The 24,233-nt window shown below is 65.7% G+C and carries 25 protein-coding genes; 15 read left to right on the top strand and 10 right to left on the bottom strand.

The window, feature by feature from the left end; genetic code table 11:
- Positions 1 to 18: 18 nt before the first annotated feature.
- Positions 19 to 1,239, bottom strand: coding sequence for a helix-turn-helix domain-containing protein (locus AC0WRY_RS27900; RefSeq protein WP_194403969.1), 1,221 nt, complete (start codon positions 1,237 to 1,239; stop codon positions 19 to 21).
- A gap of 141 nt (positions 1,240 to 1,380) precedes the next feature.
- On the opposite strand from AC0WRY_RS27900, the gene AC0WRY_RS27895 reads away from it, so the two are divergent.
- Both AC0WRY_RS27895 and AC0WRY_RS27890 read left to right on the top strand, forming a co-directional pair.
- The gene (locus AC0WRY_RS27895) at positions 1,381 to 2,172 is read left to right on the top strand and encodes a DUF899 domain-containing protein (RefSeq protein ID WP_371746168.1); all 792 of its coding nucleotides are present in this window, start codon (positions 1,381 to 1,383) and stop codon (positions 2,170 to 2,172) included.
- Positions 2,165 to 2,434 carry a hypothetical protein gene (locus tag AC0WRY_RS27890; protein ID WP_491121843.1) on the top strand — a complete coding sequence of 90 codons (270 nt, stop codon included), beginning with the start codon at positions 2,165 to 2,167 and terminating at the stop codon, positions 2,432 to 2,434. The genes AC0WRY_RS27895 and AC0WRY_RS27890 overlap by 8 nt, the downstream gene beginning before the upstream one ends.
- Here AC0WRY_RS27890 and AC0WRY_RS27885 read toward each other — a convergent pair.
- From AC0WRY_RS27885 to AC0WRY_RS27870, 4 genes are all read right to left on the bottom strand, one after another.
- Positions 2,431 to 3,012 (bottom strand): Fic/DOC family protein, encoded by a 582-nt coding sequence (locus tag AC0WRY_RS27885; RefSeq protein ID WP_491121841.1) that lies wholly within the window; start codon positions 3,010 to 3,012, stop codon positions 2,431 to 2,433. The genes AC0WRY_RS27890 and AC0WRY_RS27885 overlap by 4 nt on opposite strands.
- 8 nt (positions 3,013 to 3,020) lie before the next feature.
- Positions 3,021 to 3,239, bottom strand: a complete 219-nt coding sequence (locus AC0WRY_RS27880) for a hypothetical protein (protein ID WP_491121839.1) — start codon at positions 3,237 to 3,239, stop codon at positions 3,021 to 3,023.
- Positions 3,240 to 3,292: 53 nt separating this feature from the next.
- A complete protein-coding gene (locus AC0WRY_RS27875; protein WP_491121837.1) occupies positions 3,293 to 3,706 on the bottom strand; it encodes a c-type cytochrome in 414 nt (137 codons plus the stop codon).
- Between the two features lie 110 nt (positions 3,707 to 3,816).
- The gene (locus AC0WRY_RS27870) at positions 3,817 to 4,524 is read right to left on the bottom strand and encodes a L,D-transpeptidase (protein ID WP_491121835.1); all 708 of its coding nucleotides are present in this window, start codon (positions 4,522 to 4,524) and stop codon (positions 3,817 to 3,819) included.
- A 274-nt stretch (positions 4,525 to 4,798) separates the two neighbouring features.
- Between AC0WRY_RS27870 and AC0WRY_RS27865 the strand changes: the two genes are divergently transcribed.
- From AC0WRY_RS27865 to AC0WRY_RS27855, 3 genes are all read left to right on the top strand, one after another.
- Positions 4,799 to 5,851, top strand: coding sequence for a glycosyltransferase family 4 protein (locus tag AC0WRY_RS27865; protein WP_491121833.1), 1,053 nt, complete (start codon positions 4,799 to 4,801; stop codon positions 5,849 to 5,851).
- A gap of 33 nt (positions 5,852 to 5,884) precedes the next feature.
- Positions 5,885 to 6,574 (top strand): class I SAM-dependent methyltransferase, encoded by a 690-nt coding sequence (locus tag AC0WRY_RS27860; RefSeq protein ID WP_194403963.1) that lies wholly within the window; start codon positions 5,885 to 5,887, stop codon positions 6,572 to 6,574.
- 119 nt (positions 6,575 to 6,693) lie between these two features.
- Positions 6,694 to 7,353, top strand: a complete 660-nt coding sequence (locus AC0WRY_RS27855; RefSeq protein WP_194403962.1) for a hypothetical protein — start codon at positions 6,694 to 6,696, stop codon at positions 7,351 to 7,353.
- A 170-nt stretch (positions 7,354 to 7,523) separates the two neighbouring features.
- Here the strand turns inward: AC0WRY_RS27855 and AC0WRY_RS27850 are convergent, their stop codons facing one another.
- Positions 7,524 to 9,188, bottom strand: a complete 1,665-nt coding sequence (locus AC0WRY_RS27850) for an aminotransferase class III-fold pyridoxal phosphate-dependent enzyme (RefSeq protein WP_491121830.1) — start codon at positions 9,186 to 9,188, stop codon at positions 7,524 to 7,526.
- Between the two features lie 35 nt (positions 9,189 to 9,223).
- On the opposite strand from AC0WRY_RS27850, the gene asd reads away from it, so the two are divergent.
- Positions 9,224 to 10,087 (top strand): archaetidylserine decarboxylase, encoded by an 864-nt coding sequence (gene asd / locus AC0WRY_RS27845; RefSeq protein ID WP_212067704.1) that lies wholly within the window; start codon positions 9,224 to 9,226, stop codon positions 10,085 to 10,087.
- A gap of 64 nt (positions 10,088 to 10,151) precedes the next feature.
- A complete protein-coding gene (locus tag AC0WRY_RS27840) occupies positions 10,152 to 10,715 on the top strand; it encodes an NUDIX domain-containing protein (RefSeq protein WP_491123506.1) in 564 nt (187 codons plus the stop codon).
- A 129-nt stretch (positions 10,716 to 10,844) separates the two neighbouring features.
- Here the strand turns inward: AC0WRY_RS27840 and AC0WRY_RS27835 are convergent, their stop codons facing one another.
- Positions 10,845 to 12,299 (bottom strand): FecR domain-containing protein, encoded by a 1,455-nt coding sequence (locus AC0WRY_RS27835; protein ID WP_491123505.1) that lies wholly within the window; start codon positions 12,297 to 12,299, stop codon positions 10,845 to 10,847.
- A gap of 325 nt (positions 12,300 to 12,624) precedes the next feature.
- Positions 12,625 to 13,410, bottom strand: a complete 786-nt coding sequence (locus AC0WRY_RS27830) for a DUF2147 domain-containing protein (RefSeq protein ID WP_491121828.1) — start codon at positions 13,408 to 13,410, stop codon at positions 12,625 to 12,627.
- Positions 13,411 to 13,604: 194 nt separating this feature from the next.
- On the opposite strand from AC0WRY_RS27830, the gene AC0WRY_RS27825 reads away from it, so the two are divergent.
- The 7 genes from AC0WRY_RS27825 to AC0WRY_RS27795 all read left to right on the top strand — a co-directional run bounded on the left by AC0WRY_RS27825 (position 13,605) and on the right by AC0WRY_RS27795 (position 21,665).
- The gene (locus AC0WRY_RS27825) at positions 13,605 to 14,480 is read left to right on the top strand and encodes a DUF2147 domain-containing protein (RefSeq protein ID WP_491121826.1); all 876 of its coding nucleotides are present in this window, start codon (positions 13,605 to 13,607) and stop codon (positions 14,478 to 14,480) included.
- Between the two features lie 356 nt (positions 14,481 to 14,836).
- Complete coding sequence (locus tag AC0WRY_RS27820) at positions 14,837 to 16,051, top strand: extensin-like domain-containing protein (RefSeq protein WP_194403957.1); 1,215 nt, start codon at positions 14,837 to 14,839, stop codon at positions 16,049 to 16,051.
- Between the two features lie 241 nt (positions 16,052 to 16,292).
- Complete coding sequence (locus AC0WRY_RS27815; protein ID WP_211416277.1) at positions 16,293 to 17,591, top strand: M20 family metallopeptidase; 1,299 nt, start codon at positions 16,293 to 16,295, stop codon at positions 17,589 to 17,591.
- On the top strand, positions 17,588 to 18,427 hold the full coding sequence (locus AC0WRY_RS27810) for an ABC transporter permease (RefSeq protein ID WP_194403955.1): 840 nt from the start codon (positions 17,588 to 17,590) through the stop codon (positions 18,425 to 18,427). The genes AC0WRY_RS27815 and AC0WRY_RS27810 overlap by 4 nt, the downstream gene beginning before the upstream one ends.
- 21 nt (positions 18,428 to 18,448) lie before the next feature.
- A complete protein-coding gene (locus tag AC0WRY_RS27805; RefSeq protein ID WP_491121822.1) occupies positions 18,449 to 19,459 on the top strand; it encodes a taurine ABC transporter substrate-binding protein in 1,011 nt (336 codons plus the stop codon).
- Between the two features lie 49 nt (positions 19,460 to 19,508).
- Entirely contained in the window at positions 19,509 to 20,864 is a 1,356-nt protein-coding gene (locus tag AC0WRY_RS27800; protein WP_491121820.1) for an amidase family protein, read from the top strand.
- A gap of 72 nt (positions 20,865 to 20,936) precedes the next feature.
- A complete protein-coding gene (locus AC0WRY_RS27795) occupies positions 20,937 to 21,665 on the top strand; it encodes a Crp/Fnr family transcriptional regulator (protein ID WP_483070942.1) in 729 nt (242 codons plus the stop codon).
- A 6-nt stretch (positions 21,666 to 21,671) separates the two neighbouring features.
- On the opposite strand, the gene AC0WRY_RS27790 is transcribed toward AC0WRY_RS27795, so the two are convergent.
- Together AC0WRY_RS27790 and AC0WRY_RS27785 are read right to left on the bottom strand one after the other, a co-directional pair.
- Entirely contained in the window at positions 21,672 to 22,013 is a 342-nt protein-coding gene (locus AC0WRY_RS27790; RefSeq protein ID WP_194403951.1) for a DUF6665 family protein, read from the bottom strand.
- A gap of 43 nt (positions 22,014 to 22,056) precedes the next feature.
- Complete coding sequence (locus AC0WRY_RS27785; RefSeq protein WP_194403950.1) at positions 22,057 to 22,692, bottom strand: TetR/AcrR family transcriptional regulator; 636 nt, start codon at positions 22,690 to 22,692, stop codon at positions 22,057 to 22,059.
- 197 nt (positions 22,693 to 22,889) lie between these two features.
- Here AC0WRY_RS27785 and AC0WRY_RS27780 point away from each other — a divergent pair, with 197 nt between their 5' ends.
- Positions 22,890 to 24,203, top strand: coding sequence for an HlyD family secretion protein (locus AC0WRY_RS27780; RefSeq protein WP_212067695.1), 1,314 nt, complete (start codon positions 22,890 to 22,892; stop codon positions 24,201 to 24,203).
- Positions 24,204 to 24,233 lie beyond the last annotated feature (30 nt).

Below are 24,233 nucleotides of genomic sequence, written 5' to 3'. Positions count from 1 at the left end.
TGTGATGTGGCCTTGACGTTACGACTTCAGGAGCGGCGTGGGGAGTAACAAGCCTGTCGGGAAACCCGGAACGGGTGGCGTCATCCAGCGCCGCGCCCGGCCATGTCCGAAGCATTGCACCTTGTTCGCGCGTGCCAGCTCGTCGAGCGCCCGCTGCACCGTGCGCGCGCTCGTTCCGAGCGCCAGCGCGAGCGCCGAGCTCGACCAGGGCTCGCCGTCGGAGAGGAAGGCGAGGATGCTCGCGTGCTTTTCCTCGACGGGCCGCGCCAGCACGAGAACCTGTCGCGTCTTGCGCGGCGTCAGCGCAAAACCCTGCTTCGTCGCGGTCACGTCGGCAAGTGGGGCGAGCTTGGTGCGGAGCCGCCCTATCTCGACGCGCAACCGCGCGCGATGCGATTCATCGAGATGCCTGGCACGAAACGCGTTCGCGATCAGCGTCTGCCGCGAGACGTCCGCGGGCCAGGCCTGCGCCAGGGCGCGGACGAGGGTGAACAGCACCGGCCTCGTGCCGAGCGGCACGACGGTGCCGCGCCTGCGAACCGAATGATGGAACGTGTCCACGACGAGCGCCTCGGATGTCTGGAGATCCTCGACCTCGGCAAGCAGCAATGGCCGCTCCTTGCCGCGCGTGATCAGCCGCGCCGCCGGCGCATCGAGCACGCGGCTCGCGCTTTCGACTTCGGCCGCGAGCGCGGGGATGCCGGCGAGCCTCGCGCCCCGCACTGCCAGGTCAAGCGCCGCGCGCGCGTCTTTCGTTCTGAGACGCCTGATGGCGATGCCGGCGACGACGAGCGCGCGGACGGCCTGCGATGCCGGCGGGAGCAGGGCGGCGCCGGGCTCAGCCAAAATGCGCTCGGCTTCGTCGAGACGCCCGACGAGGAGGAGGCGCCGGGCCTCGATGTGGCGCGCATGGGCGGCATTCACGAGATCGCCGTGGTGCTCGAGCGTCGCCCGTGCGGCGGCAAGAGTCCTCGCCGGCCAGCCGAGGTCGCGCGAGACCAGCGCGATCTCGGCTTCGGCCACTATGCATCTGGCGCGCGCCACCGCCTCGCGCGGGCCGAACGCGCGCGCAGCGCTGCGCAGCAGCGACTTGGCCTTGGCGAGGTCGCCGAGCTGCGCCATCGCGATGCCGCGCAGCGCCAGCGAGGGCGCGTCGTTGCGCAGCGCAACGCGGTTCAGGGCACCGAGCGGGTCGCCCGCCTCGAGCGCCCGTGCGGCGGCCGTGATCAGCGACTCCATTCAAATCCCGCCACACTTGTTACTCCCACCGCGCAACCGCGCGGTGCCAGAAATCGTTGCCAGCCGACGATGTGCGGTGAGGGGCGAGCGGTTCCGCGACCTGCAGGCCGATCGCCCGAATAAGAGATTTGGAGAGTCATGATGACATTAGCCCAGAACGAACCGAATAACGGACAGGCTGTGATGCAAACACCGCCGGTGGTGTCGCCGCAGGACTGGGAGGCAGCCCGTCAGCAACTGCTCGTGAAGGAAAAGGCGCATACCCGTGCCCGCGACGCCCTGGCCGCCGAGCGTCGGCGCATGCCCTGGATGGAAGTGGCCAAAACCTATGCGTTCGAGGGGCCCGGCGGCAAGCTCAGTCTCGCCGACCTGTTCCAGGGCCGGCGGCAGCTGATCGTCTACCGCGCGTTCTTCGAGCCGGGCGTGTTCGGCTGGCCGGATCACGCCTGCCGCGGCTGCTCCATGGTGGCCGATCAGGTCGCCCATGTCGCGCATCTGAATGCCCGCGACACCACGCTGGTGTTCGCCTCGCGCGCGCCGCAGGCCGACATCATCAGGCTGAAGCAGCGGATGGGCTGGACCATGCCATGGGTCACCGTAACAGACAGTTTCGATGCCGATTTCGGCGTCGACGAATGGCACGGCACCAACGTGTTCTACCGCGACGGGACGCGCATCTTCCGCACCTATTTCGTCAAGAGCCGCGGCGACGAGCAGATGGGTGGCACCTGGAACTATCTCGACATCACGCCGCTCGGCCGCCAGGAGCTCTGGGAAGACTCGCCGAAGGGCTATCCGCAGACGCCGACCTACAAATGGTGGAACTGGCACGACAGCTACACGGAAGGCGCCGCGCCCGACCAGAAGTGGGTCGAGATCTCTACCGCCGGCGAGAAGGCCTTTCGCGAGGAGGCTGCGCAAGGTCGTGACTAACCCCGCTAGCGCAACGGCCGGCGCCGGCCGCGACAGCATCGCGGCCGCCCGCCACCTCGCCAGATGGCTGGCCCTGGCGGCAAGCCCGACCTTCGCGATCATGGCCGTGTTGACGGTTGTGATCGGTGAGGGCCCGGCGGACACGCTCTGCGTGGCCGGGCATGGCGCGCTACTGAGCGGGATGGCGCCGATGTATCTGCTGATGAGCGCGTTTCATTCGGCGGCGTGGCTGAGGTGGATCGGGGAGCGGCGGGGCGGCTAGCGTTCGTTATCCAGGAGATGGCGCAGGACGCGAGCCAGCATATCTTCGCTGCCACCAAAGCTCTCGATCATCGCCTGCATAACCTTTTCAGGGTCGAGTCGTGTCATTGCGAGTGGGTGGCCGGCGGTCTCAGCGAGAAGAAGCAGGAACGTAAGTTGCGTGCGTCCGTTGCCTTCGCGGAACGGGTGGATCGCGTTCAGCTCGGCAAGGAAATGAGCGGCCTTCGACGCGAATTCATCCGTCGTCGTGTCTCTCAAGTGCCTTTCGTCGGCGAGAGTGCGAAACAGCTTCGACATCTCTCGATGGATGCTCTCGGGGAAGCAAAACATGCTGCCGCCCTTCGAAATTCGGACGGTGCGGATCTTGCCTGCCCAATCGTAGACATCCTGGAACAGATGTCGGTGGATCGCGCGATAATGCGAATAAGTCAGCCGCCCCGCGGGCAGGGCTTCCTCCGCGCGCTGTGCGGTGATTTCGGCCTCGAAAGATTCGAGCTCGGCCCGCTTCTCGAGATGAAGCTTGTTCTTGAGGACCGTCGTGCCCGGATAACAATACGGGTCTTCAACGGCGTCATACATGAGGGCGGCTAGCCCTTTTTGTGAGCGTTGATGATTTCGCGCCGGCGCTCCGCGGCCGATAGCCCTTGCCGGTCGAATCGAGCAACACGCGTCTTCATGGCCGCCGACGGGACGATACCTTCGACCGCGCTGATCTTGGCGAAACGCTCCCTGCCAATGACGAGCTTGGCCGACGTTCCGCCTGTCTTGGTCGCTGGTTGCTTACGATTGCTCATGTCCGGCAGCATATCAGGGCGCCGGCACAAATGAAACCGGCCGCGCACGTAGCGCCGCCGCGATCCTATTGCCCGCCTGCCGCCTGCAAATACGCAACCACCTTGGCCGCCTCTTCCGCGGAAATCCCGCCATAAGGCTGCATCTTGTTGCCCGACACCACCTCGTCCGGCTTGAGCATGAAGCGCGTCAGCTTGTCCTGGTCCCAGGTGAAGCCGGCTTCCTTCATCGATGAGGAGTAGTTGTAGTCCGGCAGCGCGCCGGCCTTGCGCCCCACGATCTTGTTGAGGTTGGGGCCGAGGCGGTTGTCGCCTTCCTTCACCGAATGGCAGGTGCGGCAGGAATTGTTGAAGGCCTGCTGGGCGGCCTCGCCACTTGCGGGCTGCTGCGCGAGTGAGGCAGGCGCGAGCAGCGTCAGGGCGCCGGCGCAGACGAACGCGTGCAGCCATCGATAGGGCGAGGATTGCAGGCGTGAGTGCATTTGCGCCTCCGTGGAGCACCGTGCCGCAGCAAGCGCGTCGACGTGTCGAGGGCAAACGAAAGCGGCCCCGGTGGGTTCCGGGGCCGTTTGCGTCACAATGTCCTGCCGGTTCAGCGCGCTGCGGTTCCGAGCTCGGCGCGGCGCTCCGTCATCGGCAGCACCACGACCTTGGTGCCGACGTTGACGCGGGAGTAGAGGTCGGTGACGTCGTCATTGGTCATGCGGATGCAGCCGGACGAGACGCGCTTGCCGATGGTCTCGGGGGCGTTGGTGCCATGAATGCGGTAGATGGTGCCGCCGAGATACATGGCGCGCGCACCGAGCGGATTGCCGGGGCCACCGGCCATGTGGCGCGGCAGATAGGGCTGGCGGGCGATCATCTCCGGCGGAGGCGTCCAGGCCGGCCACTCCGCCTTGCGGGTCACCGACTGGATGCCGGACCAGGTGAAGCCGTCGCGGCCGACACCGATGCCGTAGCGCAGCGCCTGACCGTTGCCGAGCACGTAATAGAGATAAGTGTTGGGGGTATCGATGATGATGGTGCCCGGCGCCTCGCGCGTTGCATAGGAAACGGTCTGGCGGCGGAAGCGGGCCGGCATCTCGACGGCGTCCTGATCCTCGGACGGCTCAGTCTGGTAAGTGGGCGCCTGGTAGGGCTGGAATGGCTGCGGCGCGGCCATCGGCGGCAGCGGCTGGAAGAACGGGAAGATCTGCACCGGTGCGGCCTTGGCGCTACCCGCGAATGCGATCGCCGAGACCGCGACTGTGCCGAAAGCAACGGCGCGCGAAAACGTCTTGAAAATATCCAGATTGAACATGTGATCGCCCCTGTTTGCTCGGTGGTCTTGGCCACCGCGGCACCGTTGCGGTGCTCTGTTGCCTGGATCACTAACGGCAAAACGTTTCGGGAGATTTGCGCGGAAAACCGAAAACGGTTTCACGGCGGCAAGGATTGTTTCATGACGGTTTCGTGGCTGGGGCCGCCCGTTAACGAACAAAACAGCCCGCGGACACTTCTATGACGTCACACGCCTGAAATATCCTTCGTTGATGGTCGATCCCTGAGAATCATCAAACTCTCGGGATTTTCCCATGCGGGTATTAATCGCGACCGACGCCTGGCATCCGCAGGTCAACGGCGTGGTCCGGACGCTGACCTCGCTGGCGAATGCGGCCAAGGCCCTCGAAGTCGAGATCGACTTTCTGACACCCGACGGCTTTCCGTCCTGGCCGCTGCCGACCTATCCGGGCCTGCGCATCGCGCTGCCGAGCGGCAAAGAGATCGCGCGCCGGATCGAGAAGGCGGCACCGGACGCGCTGCACATTGCGACCGAAGGGCCGATCGGCTGGGCCGCGCGGGCCTATTGCCGGCGCAACCGGCTCGCCTTCACCACCTCCTACACCACGCGCTTTCCGGAATACGTCTCGGTGCGGACCGGCATGCCCGCCAGCGTCGGCTATGCCGTGCTGCGCCATTTCCACGATGCCGCCGCCATGACCATGGTGGCGACGCCGTCGCTGCGGCAGGAGCTGTCCGAGCGTGGCTTCAAGCGGCTCGGCTTCTGGACCCGCGGCGTCAACACCGAGCTGTTCCATCCCGACTCTCCGGCGAGGCTCGACCTGCCGGGTCCGATCTTCATGACCATGGGCCGCGTCGCGGTGGAGAAGAACCTCGAAGCGTTCCTCTCGCTCGACCTGCCCGGCACCAAGGTCGTCGTTGGCGACGGCCCGCAGAAGGCCGCGCTCGAAAGGAAATATCCCGATGCCGTGTTCCTCGGCGAGAAGAAGGGCGCCGATCTCACCGCGCATCTCGCCGCCGCCGACGTTTTCGTGTTTCCGAGCCTGACCGACACCTTCGGCGTGGTGCAGTTGGAGGCACTGGCCTGCGGCACGCCAGTGGCCGCATTTCCGGTCACGGGTCCGAAGGACGTCATCGCCGATCATCCGATCGGCGCGATCGATCACGATCTGCGCGCCGCGTGCCTGCGCGCGCTCGCCATGTCGCGCGAGACGTGTCGCAACTTCGCGCTGGAGCGTTCCTGGGAGAACAGCGCGCGCCAGTTCGTCGGCAACCTCACCTCACTTCAGCCCAGCCGCGTCTTGCGCGCTTCGCCCCGCATGGCGCGGCGGCCGGTGCGCGGTTGATCTTTCGTTAGAACCACAGCGAGAACCTCATCGATGGCTAAGATCATGAACCTTGACGGCACCCAGCAGCTCGACCTCACCCGCGGCACGGTCGAGCAGGCCTATGACCGCTGGGCGCCGGTCTACGACCTCGTGTTCGGCGGCGTGTTCGCCAAGGGCCGGCAGGCCGCGATCGCGGCCACCAACAAGATCGGCGGCCGCGTGCTCGAGGTCGGTGTCGGCACCGGCATCTCGCTGCCGCTCTACGCCCCGCACCTGCGCATCTTCGGCACCGACATTTCGGAAGCCATGCTCGACAAGGCGCGCCAGCGCGTTACCGAGGGCAAGCTGAAGAACGTCGAGGGCCTCGCGGTGATGGACGCCGAGAAGCTGGAATTCCCGGACAATTCCTTCGACGTCGTGATGGCGCAATATGTCGTCACCGCCGTGCCGAACCCGGAGAAGGCGCTCGACGAATTCGCCCGCGTGCTGCGCCCGGGCGGCGAGCTGATCATCCTCACCCGCGTCAGCGCGGACGCCGGCATGCGCCGGTTCATCGAACAGAAGCTGCAGCCGGTGGTGCGTCCGCTCGGCTTCCGCACCGCCGAGTTCGCCTGGTCGCGCTATGCGAAATGGCTGGCCGGCGCCAACGGAATCGAGCTCGCCGAACGTCGTTTGATTCCGCCGCTCGGTCATTTCTCGCTGGTGCGCTTCCGCAAGATCGACATCGCCAAGGCGGCGTGAGCTTACGCGTCGCGTGCGTCATCGCGCCGCTGCGTGCCGTCACATGACAGGATGATGTTGTCACACGGCGTACATCGAATCCGTTTAACCCCGTACCCGAAAGCATCTTGGGGAAGAGCATGATCAAGAATTATCTCGAGCAGCTGCGGATCCAGCGCTGGGACGACCATCGCTACTATCACCACAGCCGCATCAATCAGAGCCTGCACTTCGTCAGCGCGCTGAGCTTCCTCTTCGCCTATGTCTGGCTGTTCGTCGACCCTGTCGTCTCTGCGCTGGTCGGTTGGCTGGTCTCGATGACCTCGCGCCAGGCCGGTCACTTCTTCTTCGAGCCGCATACCTACGACCACATCAACCAGGCGACGCACGAGTACAAGGAAGAGATCAAGGTCGGCTACAATTTGCAGCGCAAGGTGGTGCTGATGGCGATCTGGGCGGCCTCGCCGCTGGTGCTGTTCCTCGACCCGACGCTGTTCGGCCTGTTCACGCCCTGGGCCAGCGCGACCGACTTCATGCGGCAGGTTGCAAAGATCTGGCTCGTGGTCGGCGGCGGTGGCCTCTTGTTCCGCACCGTGCACCTGTTCTTCATCCGCGACGTCGAGACCGGCCTCGTCTGGATGACCAAGATCCTGACCGATCCGTTCCACGATCTGATGCTCTACCGCAGTGCTCCGCTTGCCCTGATGCGCGGTGAGCTGATGGATCCCGGCCTGCACCTCAACCCCGAGCACACGCTGGGCCTCATCGGCGAGCCCACGCTCGAAGAGCAGCACGCCTGAGCGCGCTACGTACACAACACACTCCGATGTCTGATGGTTACGTCATGCCCGGCCTCGTGCCGGGCATCCACGTGCTGGGGGCTGCTTCGCCTCTCCCCGCGCGCGGTAGGGCAATCGCATATGGCGCACACAACCCCGCCGCATCGGCGGCAAGCCCGCGAAGTGTGGCCTCAGCGTCCAAAACGCTTGGCCAGCATCTCTTTCAGGATCTGCCGCTTGATAGTCTTGTTGGTGAGCACGCCGTCGTGCCACCAGAAGCCGTCGGCCTTCATCTTCCCGGCCGCGCGGACGAAGCGGTCGGCGACTTCGGTGAAATCGGCGTCGGTGTAGTTCAGGCTGAAGATCAGCCGGCCGGTGCCGACCCAGCTCAGCGCCAGGCCCTCGGCGCGCAAATAATATTGCAGCATCCAATTGTAGCGGGAGGGCGTCGTGTATTCCACCGTCCAGATCGACGAGAAGTTGGCGAACCGCACCGGCAGGTCGGCATCCGTCATCATCTGGTTGAGCTTTTGGACGCGACCGTTCCAGGTTTCTTCCAGTCCATCATAAATGGCATGGAAGTTCGGGCTGGCGAGCCGACTCAAAAACTCGTCCATTGCCGTCATGACGTAGGGATGCGAGTTGAAGGTGCCGCGGGCGAAGCAGATGTCGGCGGGACGGTCGTCGCGGAAGCGGCGCATCAGCTCGCGCTTGCCGCAGACCACGCCGACCGGCAGGCCGCCGGCGAGGCTCTTGCCGTAGGTCACCATGTCGGCGCTCACGCCGAAATATTCCTGGGCACCGCCGGCGGCAAGCCGGAAGCCGACGAAGACCTCGTCGAAGATCAGCACGATGCCGCGCTGGTCGCAGACCTCGCGCAGCTTCTTGAGCCATTCGGTGTAGGCCGCGCGATCGAAGTTGCCGCCGCGGGAGGAATCCACCAGCGAGGAATCGCCGGGCGCGTTGGCGTTGGGGTGCAGGCCTTGCAGAGGGTTGACCAGCACGCAGGCGATGTCCTTGCGCGTACGCAGCACGTGCAGCGTCTTCTCCGACATCTCGGCGAGGGTGTAGGTCTCGTGCGCGGCAATGGGATTGCCGACGCCCGGCTGCACGTCGCCCCACCAGCCGTGATAGGCGCCGGCAAAACGAACGAGATGCGTGCGCTTGGTATGGTAGCGCGCCAGCCGCACCGCCTGCATCACGGCCTCGGTGCCGGACATGTGGAACGAGACCTCGTCGAGGCCCGAGATCCGGCAGAGACGCTGCACATTGTCGAGGATCACGGGATGGTAGGGGCCGAGCACCGGGCCGAGTGCATGCGTGCGCTTCTCGGCGCCCTCGATGCACTCCTTGTAGAAATCGTTGCCGAAGATGTTGACGCCGTAGGACCCCGTGAGATCGTAGGACGTGTTGCCGTCGACATCCGTGACGGTGACGCCGCGCGAGGACTCCACGAAGGTCGAGGTGCCCAGGTGCTCGCGGACCAGGCGCGAGAACTGGAACGGCACGCGGTAGCTCTCGGTGAAATTCAGGTCGGAGATCTTGTCCGCCGCTTCCTTCGTCATCGCGCGGCCCTTCGGGTAGCGCTCGGCGTAGAGGGCGGCGAGACGAAAGAAGGCCTCCTTGCGCTGCGCGGCGATGTCCGCCGGCGCGCCGTCGCACGAGAAGATGTCGTTCTCTCCGTATTCGTAGAACGGGAGCAGCTTTGCCACCCGGCGCGACATCTTGGAGTGCCCGGCGAGCGAGCGATGCTTGGCGCGGGACAGTTCGATCCGCGCCTTCAGCTTCGGGAGGACGGCGGCAGCAGACGCTGCGGCGGCCACGGACATCGAGAGAATCGGGAGTGTCGTTTCCATGACAACAAGCGCTAATACTGTGAGCTGACAGATTCATGACAGTCAAAGCCCTCATCGCCTCTTTCACCCAGCAGGAAGACCTCAACTTTCTGTTGACCAACCGCATCCCGCGCGCCGCGCTGACCCGCTTCATGGGCTGGTTCTCCAAGATCGAGAATCCCCTCGTGCGGGACTTCTCGATCGCGCTGTGGAAGCTGTTCTCCGACCTCGATCTGTCCGAGGCGAAGAAGACCCACTTCAAGAGCCTGCATGATTGTTTTACCCGGGAGCTGAAGCCGGGCTTGCGCCCCTTTGATCCCGACCCCACCATTGTCGCCAGCCCCTCGGATGGCATTGTCGGCGCTCACGGCAGGATCGCGGACACCGAGCTGTTCCAGGTCAAGGGCGCGCCCTATTCGCTGCTCGACCTCGTCGGCGATTCCGCGCTGGTGGATCAGCACCGCAACGGCAGCTTCGTGACGCTGCGGCTGACGTCGAGCATGTATCATCGCTTCCATGCGCCCTTCGATGCGCATATCGAGCGCGTCACGCTGATCCACGGCGACGTCTGGAACGTCAATCCGATTGCGCTCAAGCGCGTCGAGCGCCTGTTCTGCAAGAACGAGCGCGCGGTGATCCGCACGCATTTGTCGACCGGCGAGGCCGTGACGCTGGTACCGGTCGCCGCGATCCTGGTCGCGAGCATCCGCCTGCACTTTCTCGATAGGGTGCTGAACGCGCAGACGCGCGGTCCGGTCAACTTCCCCTGCGACGTCAACGTGACCAAGGGCGAGGAACTCGGCTGGTTCGAACATGGCTCGACCATCATCATCCTCGCGCCGGGCGATTTCAGTTTCTGCGACGGTATCGCCGAGGGCACGCGCATCCGTGCCGGCGAGGCGCTGCTCAGAAGAAAGTAGCCTTCAATCTGCCGCTCCCGTCGCCTATATCGTCGGTGGGGACTACACGACGACGGATTTGATGATGGCGCGGGCGCCGGTGATGGCGGCGGGTGGTATCGTGCTGCGGCGTGGTTCGACACCGCTGATCGCGGTCGTGCGCCAGCGCAAGCGCAACGAGTGGGTCCTGCCCAAGGGCAAGCTCGACGACGGCGAGACGCCGAAGGAGGCGGCACATCGCGAGGTGCTGGAAGAGACCGGCCACGACGTCGCCGTTCACGAATTTCTCGGCACGCTCGTCTACCAATCCGGCGGGCGCTCGAAGGTCGTGCATTTCTGGCGCATGGAAGCCGAGGGCGGTCCCGTCCGCAAGCTGATGAACGACATCAAGGCGGTCGAATGGCTCGCGCTGGACGACGCGATCGCGCGGCTGTCGCGCGAATATGAACGCGCGTTCCTGACCCAGATTGGCCCGATTGCGCTTGCGGCCGCGGGGCGCGCGCCGTCGCCGATACCCGAGCCGGTGCAATCGGCCGATGACATGGATACAGCCTTGCAGGCGCTGACACCTGCCGAAGCCGCCTCCGTCCACGAGTTGCGCCACGGCCTGTTGCGGAAGGTGAAGGCCTGGCTGCGCGGCGGGGCGTGAGGTCACGCCGCGCTGCTGGCGCGCCTGGAGACCATCCGCAAGTCGATATGCCTGTGGAAGCGTGGGCTGACGGAGGAGGGACGAGTCCTCCTCAGCGCTATCGTGCGGAGGCGGGCGCTGCCTCGAGGGTCACCGCCGCTCCTTCTCCTTCGGAGCGGATGCTGGTTTGCGCGGGGCCGCCGGACGCTGCGCGGCGGGGGGGCGCTGCTGGAATCCGCCGGGGCGTTGCATGCCCGGCGGTTGAGCCGCAGGCGGCTGGCCCGATTGCATGCCGGTGCGCGGCAGTTGCGGCTGTGTCGCCGGCTGCTGTGGCGGCACGACTCCTCCGGGCTGAATCTGTCCGCCGCGTTGCGGCTGGGTTTGCGGCGTGCCGATCGGCGGTGTGCGCTGTCCGGCGCGCGGTGCTCCTGGACGTCCTGCGCCTTGCGGCTGGCCGGGCTGTTGCTGGCCTTGTTGCTGTTGGCCCTGACCCGCACGCGGTGTGCCCGGCTGCACGGCGCCACCTTGCTGGCCCGGCCGCTGCTGCGGCGGCTGCGCACCTTGCCGGCCCGGTGTGCCCGGCTGCTGCTGACCTGGACGGTTGTTCTGGCCCGGCTGGCCGTTCGGGCGCTGGGGCTGCTGTCCCGGTGCGGTGGTCGCCGGACGCAATTGCTGTTGCTGCGGCGGCTGTGCCGGCCGCGGAATGCGGCTCTGGGCAGCCGGATTGGCGCGGCGGAAGTCGCGCTGCTCGGTGACGATCTGACGCCCCGTGGTCTGCGCCAGATGCACCTGGCTGACGAAGCCGCGGTCGCGCGCGATCTGCTGCGCGGGAATCGTGATCGGCACCGCCGCAAAGCGCATGCCGCCCGGGCCGGCAGCGCCAGGCCGGATCGCAAAGCCGCTCGCGCCTTGCGTCAGCGCGCCGAGCCGCGTGCCGCTGGTGCGGTCGTCGACGTCGATGTGGCCGACGCGGCCGTCGGCATCGGGATAGAGCTTGATGTTGACGTTGCGCGCGCTGCTCGCGGCCGCGCCTTCGGGCACGTCGACGACGCCGGTGGTGCCGCGGATGCCGAGCGTCGCTGTCGGCGTCGTGATCTTCATGTTGCCGGTCTTCGCCACGGCGGCCGCCACGAAGGCCACCGTGCCCTTGCCGATGTCGAAGATTCCGGAATTCTGCTTGCCGCCGTCCTCATAGACGTAATTGTCGATGGTGATCTTCGACGAGGCGGAGAGGTTGAACGTGGTGGCGTCGTTGAAGGTGATGCCGAGCGTGGAGTTCGACGACGTCTGCACGATGTCGTTGAGGTAGATGTCGTCGCGCACGCGCAACGGATAGGAGTTCTTGTCGCGGATCACGGTGGCGATCCCCGTGACGGCCGCGACGTTGCCGATCGGCTCGACGGTGGATTGCGTATCTGTCGAGGGAGCAGGCGAGGCTGAAGGCGTGGGGGAGGCGGAAGGGGCTGGGGAAGCCGCAGGCGCCGGCTCTGCCTGGGGCTGCGCCTGCGCGAGCTCGATTGCATCGGATGCATGCGTTGCGCCGCTGCCCGCCAGCGGCAATGCCAGCAGCGCAAGCGCGAACACGAAGCGGCGCCAGGCCAGCAATGATGTCACGAGGAAGTCCCGGTGAGAACGCGAGGCGAGATCGGCCGATATCAGCCGGAGAGACCTGAATGGCGGATGAACATGTGTCGCAGGGGTGAGGAGGCCAAATGGTGTGCGGTGCCAGCTTGGGGCTAAACCTCTCTACTCCGTTATGGCTAGGCTTGACGCGGCCATCCACGCCTTGCTTCGCGTCACTCGGAACGTGGATGCCCGGGACAAGCCCGGGCATGACGAAGATTTGTAGGTGTGGCGCGAGATCCTCAGGTGCGCAATTGCGCGCCATGGTTCGGTGCTTGGCATCGCCCCGGATGACGCGCTCCGCGTGTCAGCTCACGCGCTTCCAGGTCTGGCCGCCGCAGAACATGCCGCCGAAGGCGCAGCCCTGCACGCGCATCGCATTCGGGCCCTTCATCGCGATGGTCGAGTCGTAGTTGCGGCCGGAGTTGGGATCGTGAATGCGGCCGCTCCACTTCGCGCCCTCGGGCTTCATGTTGATCAGGATGCGCTCGTTGGTCTTCTCGGCGTAGCCGCACAGATTGGCGCCGCACTGTTCGACGCGGACATTGCCCTTGCCCTCTTCGGTCGCCCAGACGCCGATCGGCGAGTTCGCCGCGGCCACGGGCGCGGCGGCAACCGGGGCCGGAGCGGGCGCAACCGCGACCGGCGCGGGAGCAGCAACGGGAGCAGGCGCCGCGACGGGCGCAGGCTGCGTCGTCGTGTCGAGGGACGGCGCGGCGGCAACGGTCGGCGCGGGTGCGGCCGGAGCGACAACGGGCGCGGCCGGCGCGGTGGCCTGGACCGGCGCCTGCTGCACGGGCTGCTGCACCGGAGCCGGTGCGGGCTGCGCGGTCGTGGCCGGAGCCGGCGTGGTGTCGACGTCATCGTCCTTCGAGCCGCCGAGGCCCTTGAGGTTGATGTTGTTCAGCTTGATCGGCTTGTCCGACAGGCCCGGCGCGACGATGGTCACGCAATTGAGCGAGGCGCAGTTGCGCGGCGTCTCGATGCGGATGTGCTGGCCCTCGATCTGGAACGAGATCGTATTGCCGCCGGCATGGGCGGCGGCGGTCGACGCCAGGAAGAGTGCGGTGGCGACGATGGTGAGCTTGTTCATGACAACCTCCGAAATGGCGTTGGTCCCGAGATGGGCTGAAGACGCTGGTGGATGAAGCGTGGTTCGACCCTACGCCGGACTGGCCGGGCGTTCTGTGATGGGGGTCACAACGGTGCGCGCCGCCTGGGTGAGGCAGCGCACATTCAGCCGCGGTTCCTTTGCGTAAGGTCGTCGCGATACTGAGGGAGACGGAGATGCAACGGCTTGCGACTTCGCTTGGCATAATGATCGCACTGCTGGCGATCGCGCCGGCGGCCGAGGCCGGCTCCTATTCGTTCTCGATTGGCGGCCACCGCTTCCGTGTCGAGGCGCCGCGCAATTGCCGATCTGCGTCCTGTGTCTCGGTGTCCTCGAATCGCAGCATCCGGCCGACAGAAGATGCCGGTGTGACATCGATCCCCCCAGCGCCGGCTGCGGCCGCGCCGCCGGCCAATGTCGTCATTCCGGTCCGGCCGGCGACCGTGGTCGTGCCGTCACCGGTGCCGGCGGCTCCCGTCATGGCCGCGACGACGTCGCAACCCGTCGTGCTGCCGCCGGCGCCAAAACCCGAGGCGTCAAGACCCGAGGCGCCGAGCCCGCATCCGCCACGGGTTGAGCTGCCGCGCATCGATCCACCGAAGACCGTCATGCTCGATCCGCCGCGCATGGAGCCGCCGCCCGTTCCGAGCCCCGAGATCAAGCCGACCGCGGCGGCTGCACAGCGCAACGACGACGAGCAGGCCTATACGCCGCTCGGCGAATGGGAGAGTGTCGGTGCCAAGGGCACAGTCCGCATCGAGCGCTGCGGGCCCGCATTGTGCGGCTACGCGCTGACCGAGGCTTTGAGCCGGGGCGAGAGCGTGCTCGTCAACATGAAGCCGAAATCGCACGACGCCTGGACCGGCAGCATCTACAGCCGCTCCAGCGGCAACACCTATTACGCGACGATGACGCTGAAGAGTCCCGGCAGGCTCCACGTCGAGGCCTGCGCGTTCTGGCGTTTCTGGTGCTCGGGCAACGACTGGACGCGCGTCGAGGCGCCGGAGGAGCAGTTGATCACCACGTCGCGGCAGTGGAGTGCACGGTCGTAATATTTGCGGCAGTCGCGCTGCTCCCCTCTCCCACAAGAGGAGAAGGGAAGAGGCCGCCTGCGATGGGCTTAATAAGCCGCTAGATCATGCCGAGCACGATGGCGCCGACGAAGGCCATGGCGAGGTACGCGGTGACTATGCTCAGTCTCCCGGCGAACGTCATGAGGTCGCTCCCACCCTGCGCGCTGCTTTGGCGCGCGAGCCGGTATGGTTAACAGAGAGTCTCGGCGCGAAAAAGTCAGCCTTGCTGTCGCTCGGTTCTGCCCGGGGTTCGGCATGCGTGAGCCGGTATGGTTAAAGAACACTGAAATCAACGTGTTGAAGAGTCTTTAAGTAAATTCATCGAACGTGCGTGCATGACGCGCGGAGTTCGTTTGTATCTCGTCGGCTCCATCGTCCTTGTTTCGCTAGCGGGTTGCGGACGCGGCTTCTTCCAGGCCGAACGTGAACCATGGCGGGCCGAGGCTGAGGCCGCATGCCTGAAATCGGGCGCGGTGAAAGAGGGGCCGGATCTGGTCCGGATCGACCCGATCTCGGGGCCCGGCCAGTGCGGCGCCGAGTTTCCGCTCAAGGTCGCCGCCCTCGGCGAAGCCTCAGGCACTTACGGCTTTGCCGACGAGGAACTGCGACCGCCGGGCAGCATCGGTGGCCAGCCACGTTGGCCGGTGGCGCAGCCGCGATCGAACTATCCGCAGAGCCAGAATTATCCGGCGTCCTCCACTCCGTCGCGCTCGAACTATCCCGAAACCGCGGTCCGCCAACCCAGCGGTTATGGCACCTCGACGGGGCCGATGTCGTTGAACGCGCCCGGCGTCGCGCCGGAGGAAGACGAGATCGATCTGCCGCCCGAGGGCACTGATGCCGCGGGGGCCTCGCGCTACATGAATGCGCCGAGCTATCCGGCTAGGCCGGCGAATCCCGCGCCTTATTCGCAGGCGCCCGCACAGCAGGCGCTGCCGCGTCTTGGTCCGGCGCAGGGCAATGGTGTCACAGCCGTCGGTCCTGTCGCGATCAAGCCGACCGCGACGCTGGCCTGTCCGATCGTGTCCGAGCTCGACCGCTGGCTCGCCGATACCGTGCAGCCTTCGTCGATGCGCTGGTTCGGCGTCCGCGTCGCCGAGATCAAGCAGATCTCCGCCTATTCCTGCCGCGGCATGAACGGTAACTCGCGTGCCCATATCTCCGAGCACGCCTTCGGCAATGCGCTCGATATTGCTGCCTTCGTGCTGGCCGACGGACGCCGCGTCACCGTGAAGGACGGCTGGCGCGGCATGCCGGAGGAGCAGGGATTCTTGCGCGACGTGCAGGCGGGCGCCTGCGCGCATTTCACCACGGTGCTGGCGCCGGGCTCCAACGTCTATCACTATGACCACATCCACGTGGACCTGATGCGCCGCGCCAGCCGCCGCCTGATCTGCCAGCCCGCCGCGGTCTCCGGCGAGGAAGTTGCCTCGCGTGCGCAGTCGCGCAGTCCCTATGCCAATGCGCGCGAGCCCTCCGTCACCGGTTCGCTCGGCGCGCGCAAGAGCATGGCGCGCAAGCGCGAGGAAGACGACTACGCCGACGATTAGACGTCCGCCGGAGCTGAAGCGGCCGTCAACGCGCTGCGGCTGGTCTGTTCAGCCGGCGCCGTGTCTTCAGCAAAGCGCTGCTGACGCGCAAAAATTTGCGCGGCCTCGATTCTAGAGCAAATCATTGAATTGCAATCGCTATTCGTGTCCGAGCGGGCGTGGCCGGCAATTGGCACAGTCGGTGCAGTGAAGAGCCTGCAACGAAGCAGCGCAGCCGGCGCTGTGAGCCAGCGGACCCGTCATGCAGATGCCTGTCGCCCCGTCTTACTCCGATCTCGAGCGGCGCGTGCTGTCGCGCATCACGGAGCAACGCTGGCTTGACCTTGCATCCGAACTGATCGGCACCGGTCAGCCGCGCTCCGGCAATCCGCTCGATCCCGACCTGCCGCCCGCCGAGGAGGAGGCGATCTCCATGCTGGTCGCCGGCAAGCTCGAAGCTCTCGGCATGGAGGTGACCAAGCACAGCGCGCAGCCGCACCGGCCCAATGTGCTCGGTGTGCTCAAAGGGCGTGAGGGCGCGCCGTCGTTGATCCTCAACGATCATCTCGACACCTATCCGGCGGTTGAGCCCGAGAAATGGCATATGACGGATTACGATCCGTTCAAGGCGACGCGCCATGGCGATCTGCTCTACGCGCGCGGGACGTCCGATACGCGCGGCAATCTCGCCGCTTCGCTGCTCGCGGTTCAGGCCCTGATCGAGGAGGGTGTGAAATTCGATGGCACGTTGATGTGCTGCTACACCGTCGACGAAGAGCGCAACGGCACCGAGGGCTCGATCTACATGCTCGACAAAGTCGGCCTCACTGCCGATTACGAGATCACGGCCGAGCCGACGGCCTGGGGCGATGTCAGCAAAGACTGGGGCATGAACCTCTCGGTGGCCAATTCGGGCCATTGCCTGATCGAGGTCACGGTCGAGGGCATCAAGTCGCACATCTGGCGGCCCGACATCAGCGTCAACGCCATCATGGAAGCGGCAAAATTGCTGCCGAAGCTGAAGGAGATGGCGTTCACGCATGTTCCGAGCACGTTCATGGGACACACGCCGCCCTGCTGCTCGGTGGTGCGCATCCGCGGCGGTCTGCCCGGCGAGATGCAGTTCTCGCCAGATGCCTGCACCATCACGCTCGCGGTGGTGGGCATCGTGCCGGGCATGACGCTCGCCAGCGTGATCTCCGACATCGAGGGGCTCGGCCAGCAGACATTTGCCGGGGTGAACGACGTCAAGGTTGCCGTCCGCCAGGTGCCCGGCTCGCTGTTCGTCAATGCGACCGAGCCGGTGCCGGTCGAGGAAGAACCGTGCCGCTCCCTGCGTGCGGTCTATCGCCGGCTGATGGGCCGCGAGCCCGGCGTCAATCGCAAGAACGCATTCAACGATACCATCCGTTTCCGTGAGGCCGGCATCAACGCGGTGACGTTCGGTCCGGGCGAGGATGGCTGGGCCGTCGACAACGAGAACATCTCGATCACCAAGTCGGTGATGGCGACGCGGATCTACGCGCTGACCATCATGCAGATCCTGGGAGTGCGTACATGAGCGTCGAGGCAAGCCCCATGGCGATTCCGATCTCGGCCGATCGTACGCGACGAGGCAATTTGCGGCTGCCGACAGTCTCCCGGTCGGTGTTGCTCTCGACGCTCACCGTCGCCGTGCTGCTGGCCGCATGGGTCGTCGTCACGGAGATGGGCTGGGCCAACGAGCTGTTCCTGCCGAAGCCGCAGGCGGTATGGGCCGCGTTCGTCAAGACCATGACGAAGGGCTATCAAGGCGCCACGCTGCTTCAGCATCTCGGCGCCAGCCTGTACCGCATCCTCACGGCCTTCGCGTTGGCGTGCCTCGTCGGCATTCCACTCGGCGTTCTCATGGGCGTTTCGCGCAATGCACGCGCGCTGCTCAATCCGTTGATTGAATTCTACCGGCCGCTGCCGCCGCTCGGGCTCTACACACTGCTGGTGATGTGGCTCGGCATCGGCGAGAGCTCCAAACTGTCCTTGCTGTTCCTGGCGGGCCTGCCGGGCATCGTCATTTCGACGATCCAGGCCGTCACCAGCGTCGATCCGGTCTATGTGCGCGCCGCGCAATCCCTCGGTGCGACCCGCCGACACCTGCTCTTTCACGTCTATCTGCCAGCTGCGGGACCACTGATCCTCGCAGGCATGCGCATCTCGCTCGGCTTCACCTACACCGTCCTCGTCGCCGCCGAGATCGTTGCGGCCTCGGCCGGCATCGGCTGGATGATCTGGGATGCCGCGAAATTCCTACTGTCCGACGTCGTGATCATGGGCCTGATCGTGCTTGGCCTGACCGGCGTCGTGCTCGACCTGATGATGCGCGGCATCGCCAAATTGTTGATGCCTTGGGCCCGAACCTGAATTGATCGAGGAGAGATCGACATGATGAAGAGATTTGTTGCAACATTCGCACTTGCTACGCTGGCGCTCACGGTCGCCGCTCGCGCCGAGGAAAAGCCGGCCAAGGTAACCGTCGGTTATCTCAATCTGGTGAACGCGCAGCTCGTCACCAAGCATCTCGGCCTGCTCGCCAAGGAAATGCCGGGTGTCGACATCAAATACGTCAAGGTCGGCGGCGGCGGCGACATGCTGCGTGCGATCGCCGGCAACGACGTCGATTTCGGCGGCCTCGGCAATCCGCCGACGGCAATCGGTGCGACCCGGGCGCTGCCGATCAAGGGCATCCTGGTGATCAACATGCTCGACTATGTCGAGGCGATGGTGGCGCGCTCCGACAAGAACATCACGTCGCTCAAGGACCTCAAGGGCAAGACGGTCGCCGCGCCGTTCGGATCCACCACGCATTACCTGCTGCTGCAAGCGTTGAAGGACGATGGCGTCGATCCCGCCTCGATGAAGATCATCGATCTCGCGCCCTCGGACATAGCGGCAGCCTGGCTGCGCGGCGATATTGATGCCGCCTGGTTCTGGGAGCCGAACCTCGACAAGGCCGTCAAGAACGGCGGCAAGATCCTCGTCACCTCGGGCGAGATGGCCAAGCGCGGCTATCCGACCTGGGACATCGGCGTCGTCATGAACGCGTTCTCGGACAAATATCCGTCCTATGTCGAGAAGTTCATCAAGGCCGAATGCGAGGGGATCGATTTCTGGCTGAAGAATCCGGAGAAGACGGCGCAGATCATCGCGGACGAGTTGTCTCTGCCGCTCGAGGATGCGACGCGCATGATGAAGGGCACGGGAATGGTCCCCTGCAACAAGCAGCTCACGGAGGAGTATCTCGGCACGTCCGCGAAGAAGGGCAAGTTCGTCGACACGCTGGTCTCGACCGCCGACTTCCTGGTGAAGCAGGAGCGTCTGCCGAAGCTGTTGCCGCGTGCCGACTTCGAGGCGTTCATCCAGCCCGCCTACCTGGAGAAGGTGGTTGGCCGCTGAGGCCGGTGCCGACGGGCTGGTCCCGCCGGCATATTCCCGCAGGATTGACATGGATATCTCACCCCGCCGTCTTCGTGCCGCCTATCGCAGCGGCGCGCTCAAGCCTTCCGATGTCGCCGCGCACGTGCTGTCGCGTCTGACGGACGCCGACCAGAGTGGCGTCTGGATCTCGACGGCGAATCCCGAAAGCGTGATGGCTGCCGCGCGCGGGGCAGATGCACGCATCGGCGAGATCGACACGCTGCCGCTCTACGGGCTGATCTTTTCGGTCAAGGACTGCATCGACGTCGCGGGCGAGCAGACCACTTCGGCTTGCCCCGAGTTCTCCCATGTCGCGACGGATACGAGCCCGGTGGTGGCAGATGCCATCGCCGCGGGCGCGATCTATGTCGGCAAGACCAACATGGACCAGTTCGCGACCGGCCTGGTCGGCGTGCGCTCGCCCTATGGCATCGCGCGCAACCCGCACAATCCGGATTACATACCCGGTGGCTCCAGCTCGGGCGCGGCGGTGTCGGTGGCGACCGGCACGTCGTCCTTTGCGTTCGGCACCGATACCGGCGGATCGGGCAGGGTGCCGGCGTCCTATTGCGGCGTCACCGGCTTCAAGCCGGCGCCTGGCGCCTTCAGCCAGCGCGGCATGGTCTATGCGTGCCGGAGTTTCGATACGATCTCGCTCTACACCCGCGAGCCGCGGGACGGATACGACGTCTACCGCGCGCTGGCGCGGCGCGATGCCCACGACAGCTTCTCGCCGGTCGCGTTTGCCGGCTGGGCCGAGCAGGCGCCGCCAGCGCGGCCGCTTCGCCTCGCGACACCGCGTATCGATCAACTCAGATTCTTCGGCAATGCCGAGACGGAGGAGTTGTTCGGCGGTGCGCTTCGCAAGCTGCGGCGGCTCGACATGTCAGTCACGTCGGCTGATTTCTCTCCGTTCACCTCGATCAACGATCTGATGTTCTTCGGGCCGTTTCTCGCCGAGCGCGATGTCTCCGTCGGCGCGTTCCTCGACGCCAATCCGGATGCGGGCGTGAAGATCGTCCGCGATCTCGTCATCGGCAGTCGCAAGTTTTCCGCGGCCGATGCCTATCGCGCGCTCTACGCGGTCAAGGAGGCGCAGTGCGCGCTGCGCGACTTCTGGGAGGCCCATGACGCGTTGGTGGTACCGACGGTCGGAACCGTGCTCAGCATCGACGACGTCGCGCGCAATCCTTTGGCTGCCAATTTCGACAACGGCTATTACACCAATTTCGCGAACCCGCTCGGGCTTGCCGCAATCGCGGTCCCGAATGCGGTGACCGGGGCGGGCGTGCCCTATGGCATCACCTTTCTGGCGCCGGCCGGCCGGGAGCGCCTGCTCGCTGACCTCGCCTGTGCATTCACGGGGGAGGCAGCGCAGCCTTGAGCATTTGCGCCGCGTTGCAATCCGAGCGGAGACCTCCTAGCCTTCGAGCCGTCACTCGGAGGGAGACCGTTGGTGGAGCCCAATCATGCGCATGAGGTGGCTGATGCGGGTGAGCCGCGCACCGAACGGCGAAGGGCCGGAGCCGGGCGTTACGTGCTGAAGGCGCTGGACAAGGCCGATCTCGACCTGGTGATGCGAACCGGCAGGCTCGGCGCCTACCAGAACCGCGACTATCTGCTGAGGGAGAACGAGCCCGCCAACGGCATTCACGTCATCCTGAGCGGCATCGTCGAAAGCACCCATGCCGGCACGCAGGGACGCGAGCTGATGCTGGCGACCTGGGAGGCCGGCGACTTCGTCGGTGCGCCCTACATTCTCGGCGATCACCGCCATAGCTGGTCTGCTCGCGCGCTGGGCCGGGTCGAGGCGCTGCATCTCGACCAGGACGCGATCCGCAGGCTGATCGCCCAGTCGCCGTCGTTCGCGGTCGCGCTGATCGAATGTCTCGGCTTCAAGGGCGAGACCTATTCGATGCTGGCGCAGACGCTGGCCGGGCAGAAAGCGGCGGAACGGCTGGTGCTGCTGCTGGTCAAGCTATGCGAGAACGCGGCGCAGGACGAGAATAGCCCGATATCGCTCGGCCGCATCACACAGGCCAATCTCGCGCGCATGATCGGCGCGACGCGGCAATCTATCAGCCTGATCCTGAGTCGTCTCCAGGATGACGGTATCATCTCGACCGGCCCGACCAAGTTGGTCGTCAACGATCTCGCCGCGTTGAGGAAGCAGATCACGGACTAGCCAGCTCTATTTCGCTGAAGGCTTCAGCGGCGCCGGCGCCAGCCCCATACACAGTTGCACTTCGCTTGGAACGTTGTAGGTTCGCATGATGTGGCGGCTGTCGCGCAAGCCGGATGCCTCACGCTGCACCACGAACATCCACAGTGCCTGGCCGGCTTCCAGCACCAGCTTTCGCCTGGCCTGCTGCACCGAGGCTGCAATTTCCGTGGTGCCGTGCGCGGCGTCGAACTCGCGCAAACGCGCCAGTGCCTGTTCGAGCGTGCGGCCCATCCGTCCGAGCGCCGAGGCCTGTTCCTGGACGATCTCGTAATGGAGGATATCGACGGGCGGGCGAAGATCACGGGACATGATCGCAATATAATTCGGCCGGACCGGCCCGCGCAACGCGCGGCTACGTCGCCCGGTACGCCGCGAGGAACATCCGCGTCGCGCTGTCGACCACTTCGGTCATGCGCTGTTCCGACGGTGCGGGCGCGGCCTGGAAAACGAAGGGCAGGAAGAGCGAGGCCTTGCACAGCTCCATGAACTGCGAGGCCGCGAGATCGCAATCGTCGATCTTGAGATCGCCCGAGGCGACATGGGTCTTGAGATAGTCGGAGAGGCGATTGATGGTCTTGTCCAGCACCCGTGCATAATAGCGGCGGCCGACATCGGGCATGCGCTCGGCGATCGCCATCACGGTGCGGATCGCCGATCCGCCGCCGGGACGGCAGAGCAGGTGGATGTAGGCCTGCCCGAATTCCTTCAGCGTGGTCTCCGCATCGCGCGCGGGATCGAAGTTGAACACGACCTGGCCGTGCTGGAGCGCCTCCTGCTCGAGGATGGCTTCGAACAGCGCGCATTTGTCGGCGAAGTAAACGTAGAGCGTGCCCTTGGAAACCTGCGCCGCGCGCGCGATCTCGCCCATGCTGGCGCCGTCGAAGCCGAGATCCATGAACACCTTGCGGGCACCGTCCAGGATCTGGCGACGCTTGGAGCCGTCCTCCTCTTGGATGACGTGCAGACGGTCGCTGGCAGCTACAACCATTGGTTCAGGGTCTCGGAAGGTTTTTGAGTCGGGTCTGCGGCCATGAAACCCGAATAAAGGATTCTCGTCAGTAGGGTCCGGCCGGGATCATTATGTATATTGACCGAACCGTTCGGTCAATGGTATTTGGATCAGCGAAGGGGGACCGGGCCGCTTGCCGGCCGTCGCCTCGATCGCGCTTTTTTGGGGAGGCCTTGATGGCCGTATCGAGAGACCAGGCTGCGCGCGTCCTACGCCAGGAAGCGGTGGAGGAGCACGCGGGCGGTGACGCTGCGGCCGAGAACTCGGCCCCCCTTGCCGGGCAGCTGCGCGCGCATGTGGCCGAGGAAGCCAAGCGCCGCACCGCTGAGGCGCCGGAGAAGCCTGTGATCGACAAGCCGGCCGCGCCTGCGCCTGACGCATCCGCCGCCGGCGCTGCCAAATCCGGCAAGCGCAAGTTCGTCCTGATGGGCGTCGGTCTCGTGCTGGCGCTCGCCGCCGCGAGCTATGCCGGCTACTACACGCTGGTCGGCCGCTTCTACATCTCCACCGACGACGCCTATGTCCGCGCCAACAACACTATGCTGGGCGCGCGCGTTTCCGGTCATATCGCCGCGATCCTGGCCGGCGACAACATGCCGGTGAAAGCGGGCGACGTCGTCCTCCGTATCGACGAAGGCGATTACAAGATCGCGGTCGACGCCGCCGCGACCAGGATCGCGACCCAGCAGGCCACCATCGATCGCATCGGCCGCCAGGTCGCGGCACTCGACAGCCAGGTCGCGCAGGCCAGGGCACAGCTCGTCTCGGCCGAAGCGGGCCTCAAGCGCGCCGATCTCGACTATGAGCGCCAGCAGGCCCTGAGCAACAAGGGCTTTGCCTCGCGCGCCACCTTCGAGAGCTCGGAAGCCGGACGCGACCAGGGCGCCGCCGCGGTCAAGGCCGCGCAGGCCGCCTACGATGTCGCCGTCAGCAATGTCGATGTCGCCAAGGCGCAGCAGGCCGAAGCGCAGGCCCAGCTCGCCGAGCTCAAGACCACGCTCGCCAAGGCGGAGCGCGACCTCAGCTTCACCGCGGTGCGTGCGCCGGTTGGCGGCACGTTCTCCAATCGCCTGGTCAACGCCGGCGACTTCGTCGCGGTCGGCCAGCGCCTCGGCAACGTCGTGCCGCTGGACGACGTCTATATCGACGCCAATTTCAAGGAAACGCAGCTCAAGCGCATCCGTCCCGGCCAGCCCGTGACGATCAAGGTCGACGCCTACGGCATGCGCAAATTCTCCGGCGTGGTCGACAGCATCGCGGCGGGGGCGGGCTCGGTGTTCACGCTGCTGCCGCCCGACAACGCCACCGGCAACTTCACCAAGATCGTGCAGCGCGTGCCGGTCCGCATCCGCGTGCCGAAATCGGTGGCAAAGCAGAACCTGCTCCGTGCCGGCATGTCGGTCTATGCGACCGTCGACACCAACAAGGGCGCGGCCGACGCCGACAGCGAGGTCGATCTCGACGATCCCACGGCGATCCACCCGCAGTAAATCGCGATCCCAGCGCTGCGAGGTCGGACG

The organism is Bradyrhizobium sp. T-12 (assembly GCF_058314695.1).
This window is presented reverse-complemented; position numbering and strand designations above follow the sequence as displayed.

Bases quoted from the DNA above. Each gene is read 5' to 3' on its own strand.
- AC0WRY_RS27900 (WP_194403969.1), bottom strand. From the start codon at position 1,239: ATGGAGTCGCTGATCACGGCCGCCGCACGGGCGCTCGAGGCGGGCGAC.
- AC0WRY_RS27895 (WP_371746168.1), top strand. From the start codon at position 1,381: ATGACATTAGCCCAGAACGAACCGAATAACGGACAGGCTGTGATGCAA.
- AC0WRY_RS27885 (WP_491121841.1), bottom strand. From the start codon at position 3,012: ATGTATGACGCCGTTGAAGACCCGTATTGTTATCCGGGCACGACGGTC.
- AC0WRY_RS27880 (WP_491121839.1), bottom strand. From the start codon at position 3,239: ATGCTGCCGGACATGAGCAATCGTAAGCAACCAGCGACCAAGACAGGC.
- AC0WRY_RS27875 (WP_491121837.1), bottom strand. From the start codon at position 3,706: ATGCACTCACGCCTGCAATCCTCGCCCTATCGATGGCTGCACGCGTTC.
- AC0WRY_RS27870 (WP_491121835.1), bottom strand. From the start codon at position 4,524: ATGTTCAATCTGGATATTTTCAAGACGTTTTCGCGCGCCGTTGCTTTC.
- AC0WRY_RS27865 (WP_491121833.1), top strand. From the start codon at position 4,799: ATGCGGGTATTAATCGCGACCGACGCCTGGCATCCGCAGGTCAACGGC.
- AC0WRY_RS27860 (WP_194403963.1), top strand. From the start codon at position 5,885: ATGGCTAAGATCATGAACCTTGACGGCACCCAGCAGCTCGACCTCACC.
- AC0WRY_RS27855 (WP_194403962.1), top strand. From the start codon at position 6,694: ATGATCAAGAATTATCTCGAGCAGCTGCGGATCCAGCGCTGGGACGAC.
- AC0WRY_RS27850 (WP_491121830.1), bottom strand. From the start codon at position 9,188: ATGGAAACGACACTCCCGATTCTCTCGATGTCCGTGGCCGCCGCAGCG.
- asd (WP_212067704.1), top strand. From the start codon at position 9,224: ATGACAGTCAAAGCCCTCATCGCCTCTTTCACCCAGCAGGAAGACCTC.
- AC0WRY_RS27840 (WP_491123506.1), top strand. From the start codon at position 10,152: ATGGCGCGGGCGCCGGTGATGGCGGCGGGTGGTATCGTGCTGCGGCGT.
- AC0WRY_RS27830 (WP_491121828.1), bottom strand. From the start codon at position 13,410: ATGAACAAGCTCACCATCGTCGCCACCGCACTCTTCCTGGCGTCGACC.
- AC0WRY_RS27825 (WP_491121826.1), top strand. From the start codon at position 13,605: ATGCAACGGCTTGCGACTTCGCTTGGCATAATGATCGCACTGCTGGCG.
- AC0WRY_RS27820 (WP_194403957.1), top strand. From the start codon at position 14,837: ATGACGCGCGGAGTTCGTTTGTATCTCGTCGGCTCCATCGTCCTTGTT.
- AC0WRY_RS27815 (WP_211416277.1), top strand. From the start codon at position 16,293: ATGCAGATGCCTGTCGCCCCGTCTTACTCCGATCTCGAGCGGCGCGTG.
- AC0WRY_RS27810 (WP_194403955.1), top strand. From the start codon at position 17,588: ATGAGCGTCGAGGCAAGCCCCATGGCGATTCCGATCTCGGCCGATCGT.
- AC0WRY_RS27805 (WP_491121822.1), top strand. From the start codon at position 18,449: ATGATGAAGAGATTTGTTGCAACATTCGCACTTGCTACGCTGGCGCTC.
- AC0WRY_RS27800 (WP_491121820.1), top strand. From the start codon at position 19,509: ATGGATATCTCACCCCGCCGTCTTCGTGCCGCCTATCGCAGCGGCGCG.
- AC0WRY_RS27790 (WP_194403951.1), bottom strand. From the start codon at position 22,013: ATGTCCCGTGATCTTCGCCCGCCCGTCGATATCCTCCATTACGAGATC.
- AC0WRY_RS27785 (WP_194403950.1), bottom strand. From the start codon at position 22,692: ATGGTTGTAGCTGCCAGCGACCGTCTGCACGTCATCCAAGAGGAGGAC.
- AC0WRY_RS27780 (WP_212067695.1), top strand. From the start codon at position 22,890: ATGGCCGTATCGAGAGACCAGGCTGCGCGCGTCCTACGCCAGGAAGCG.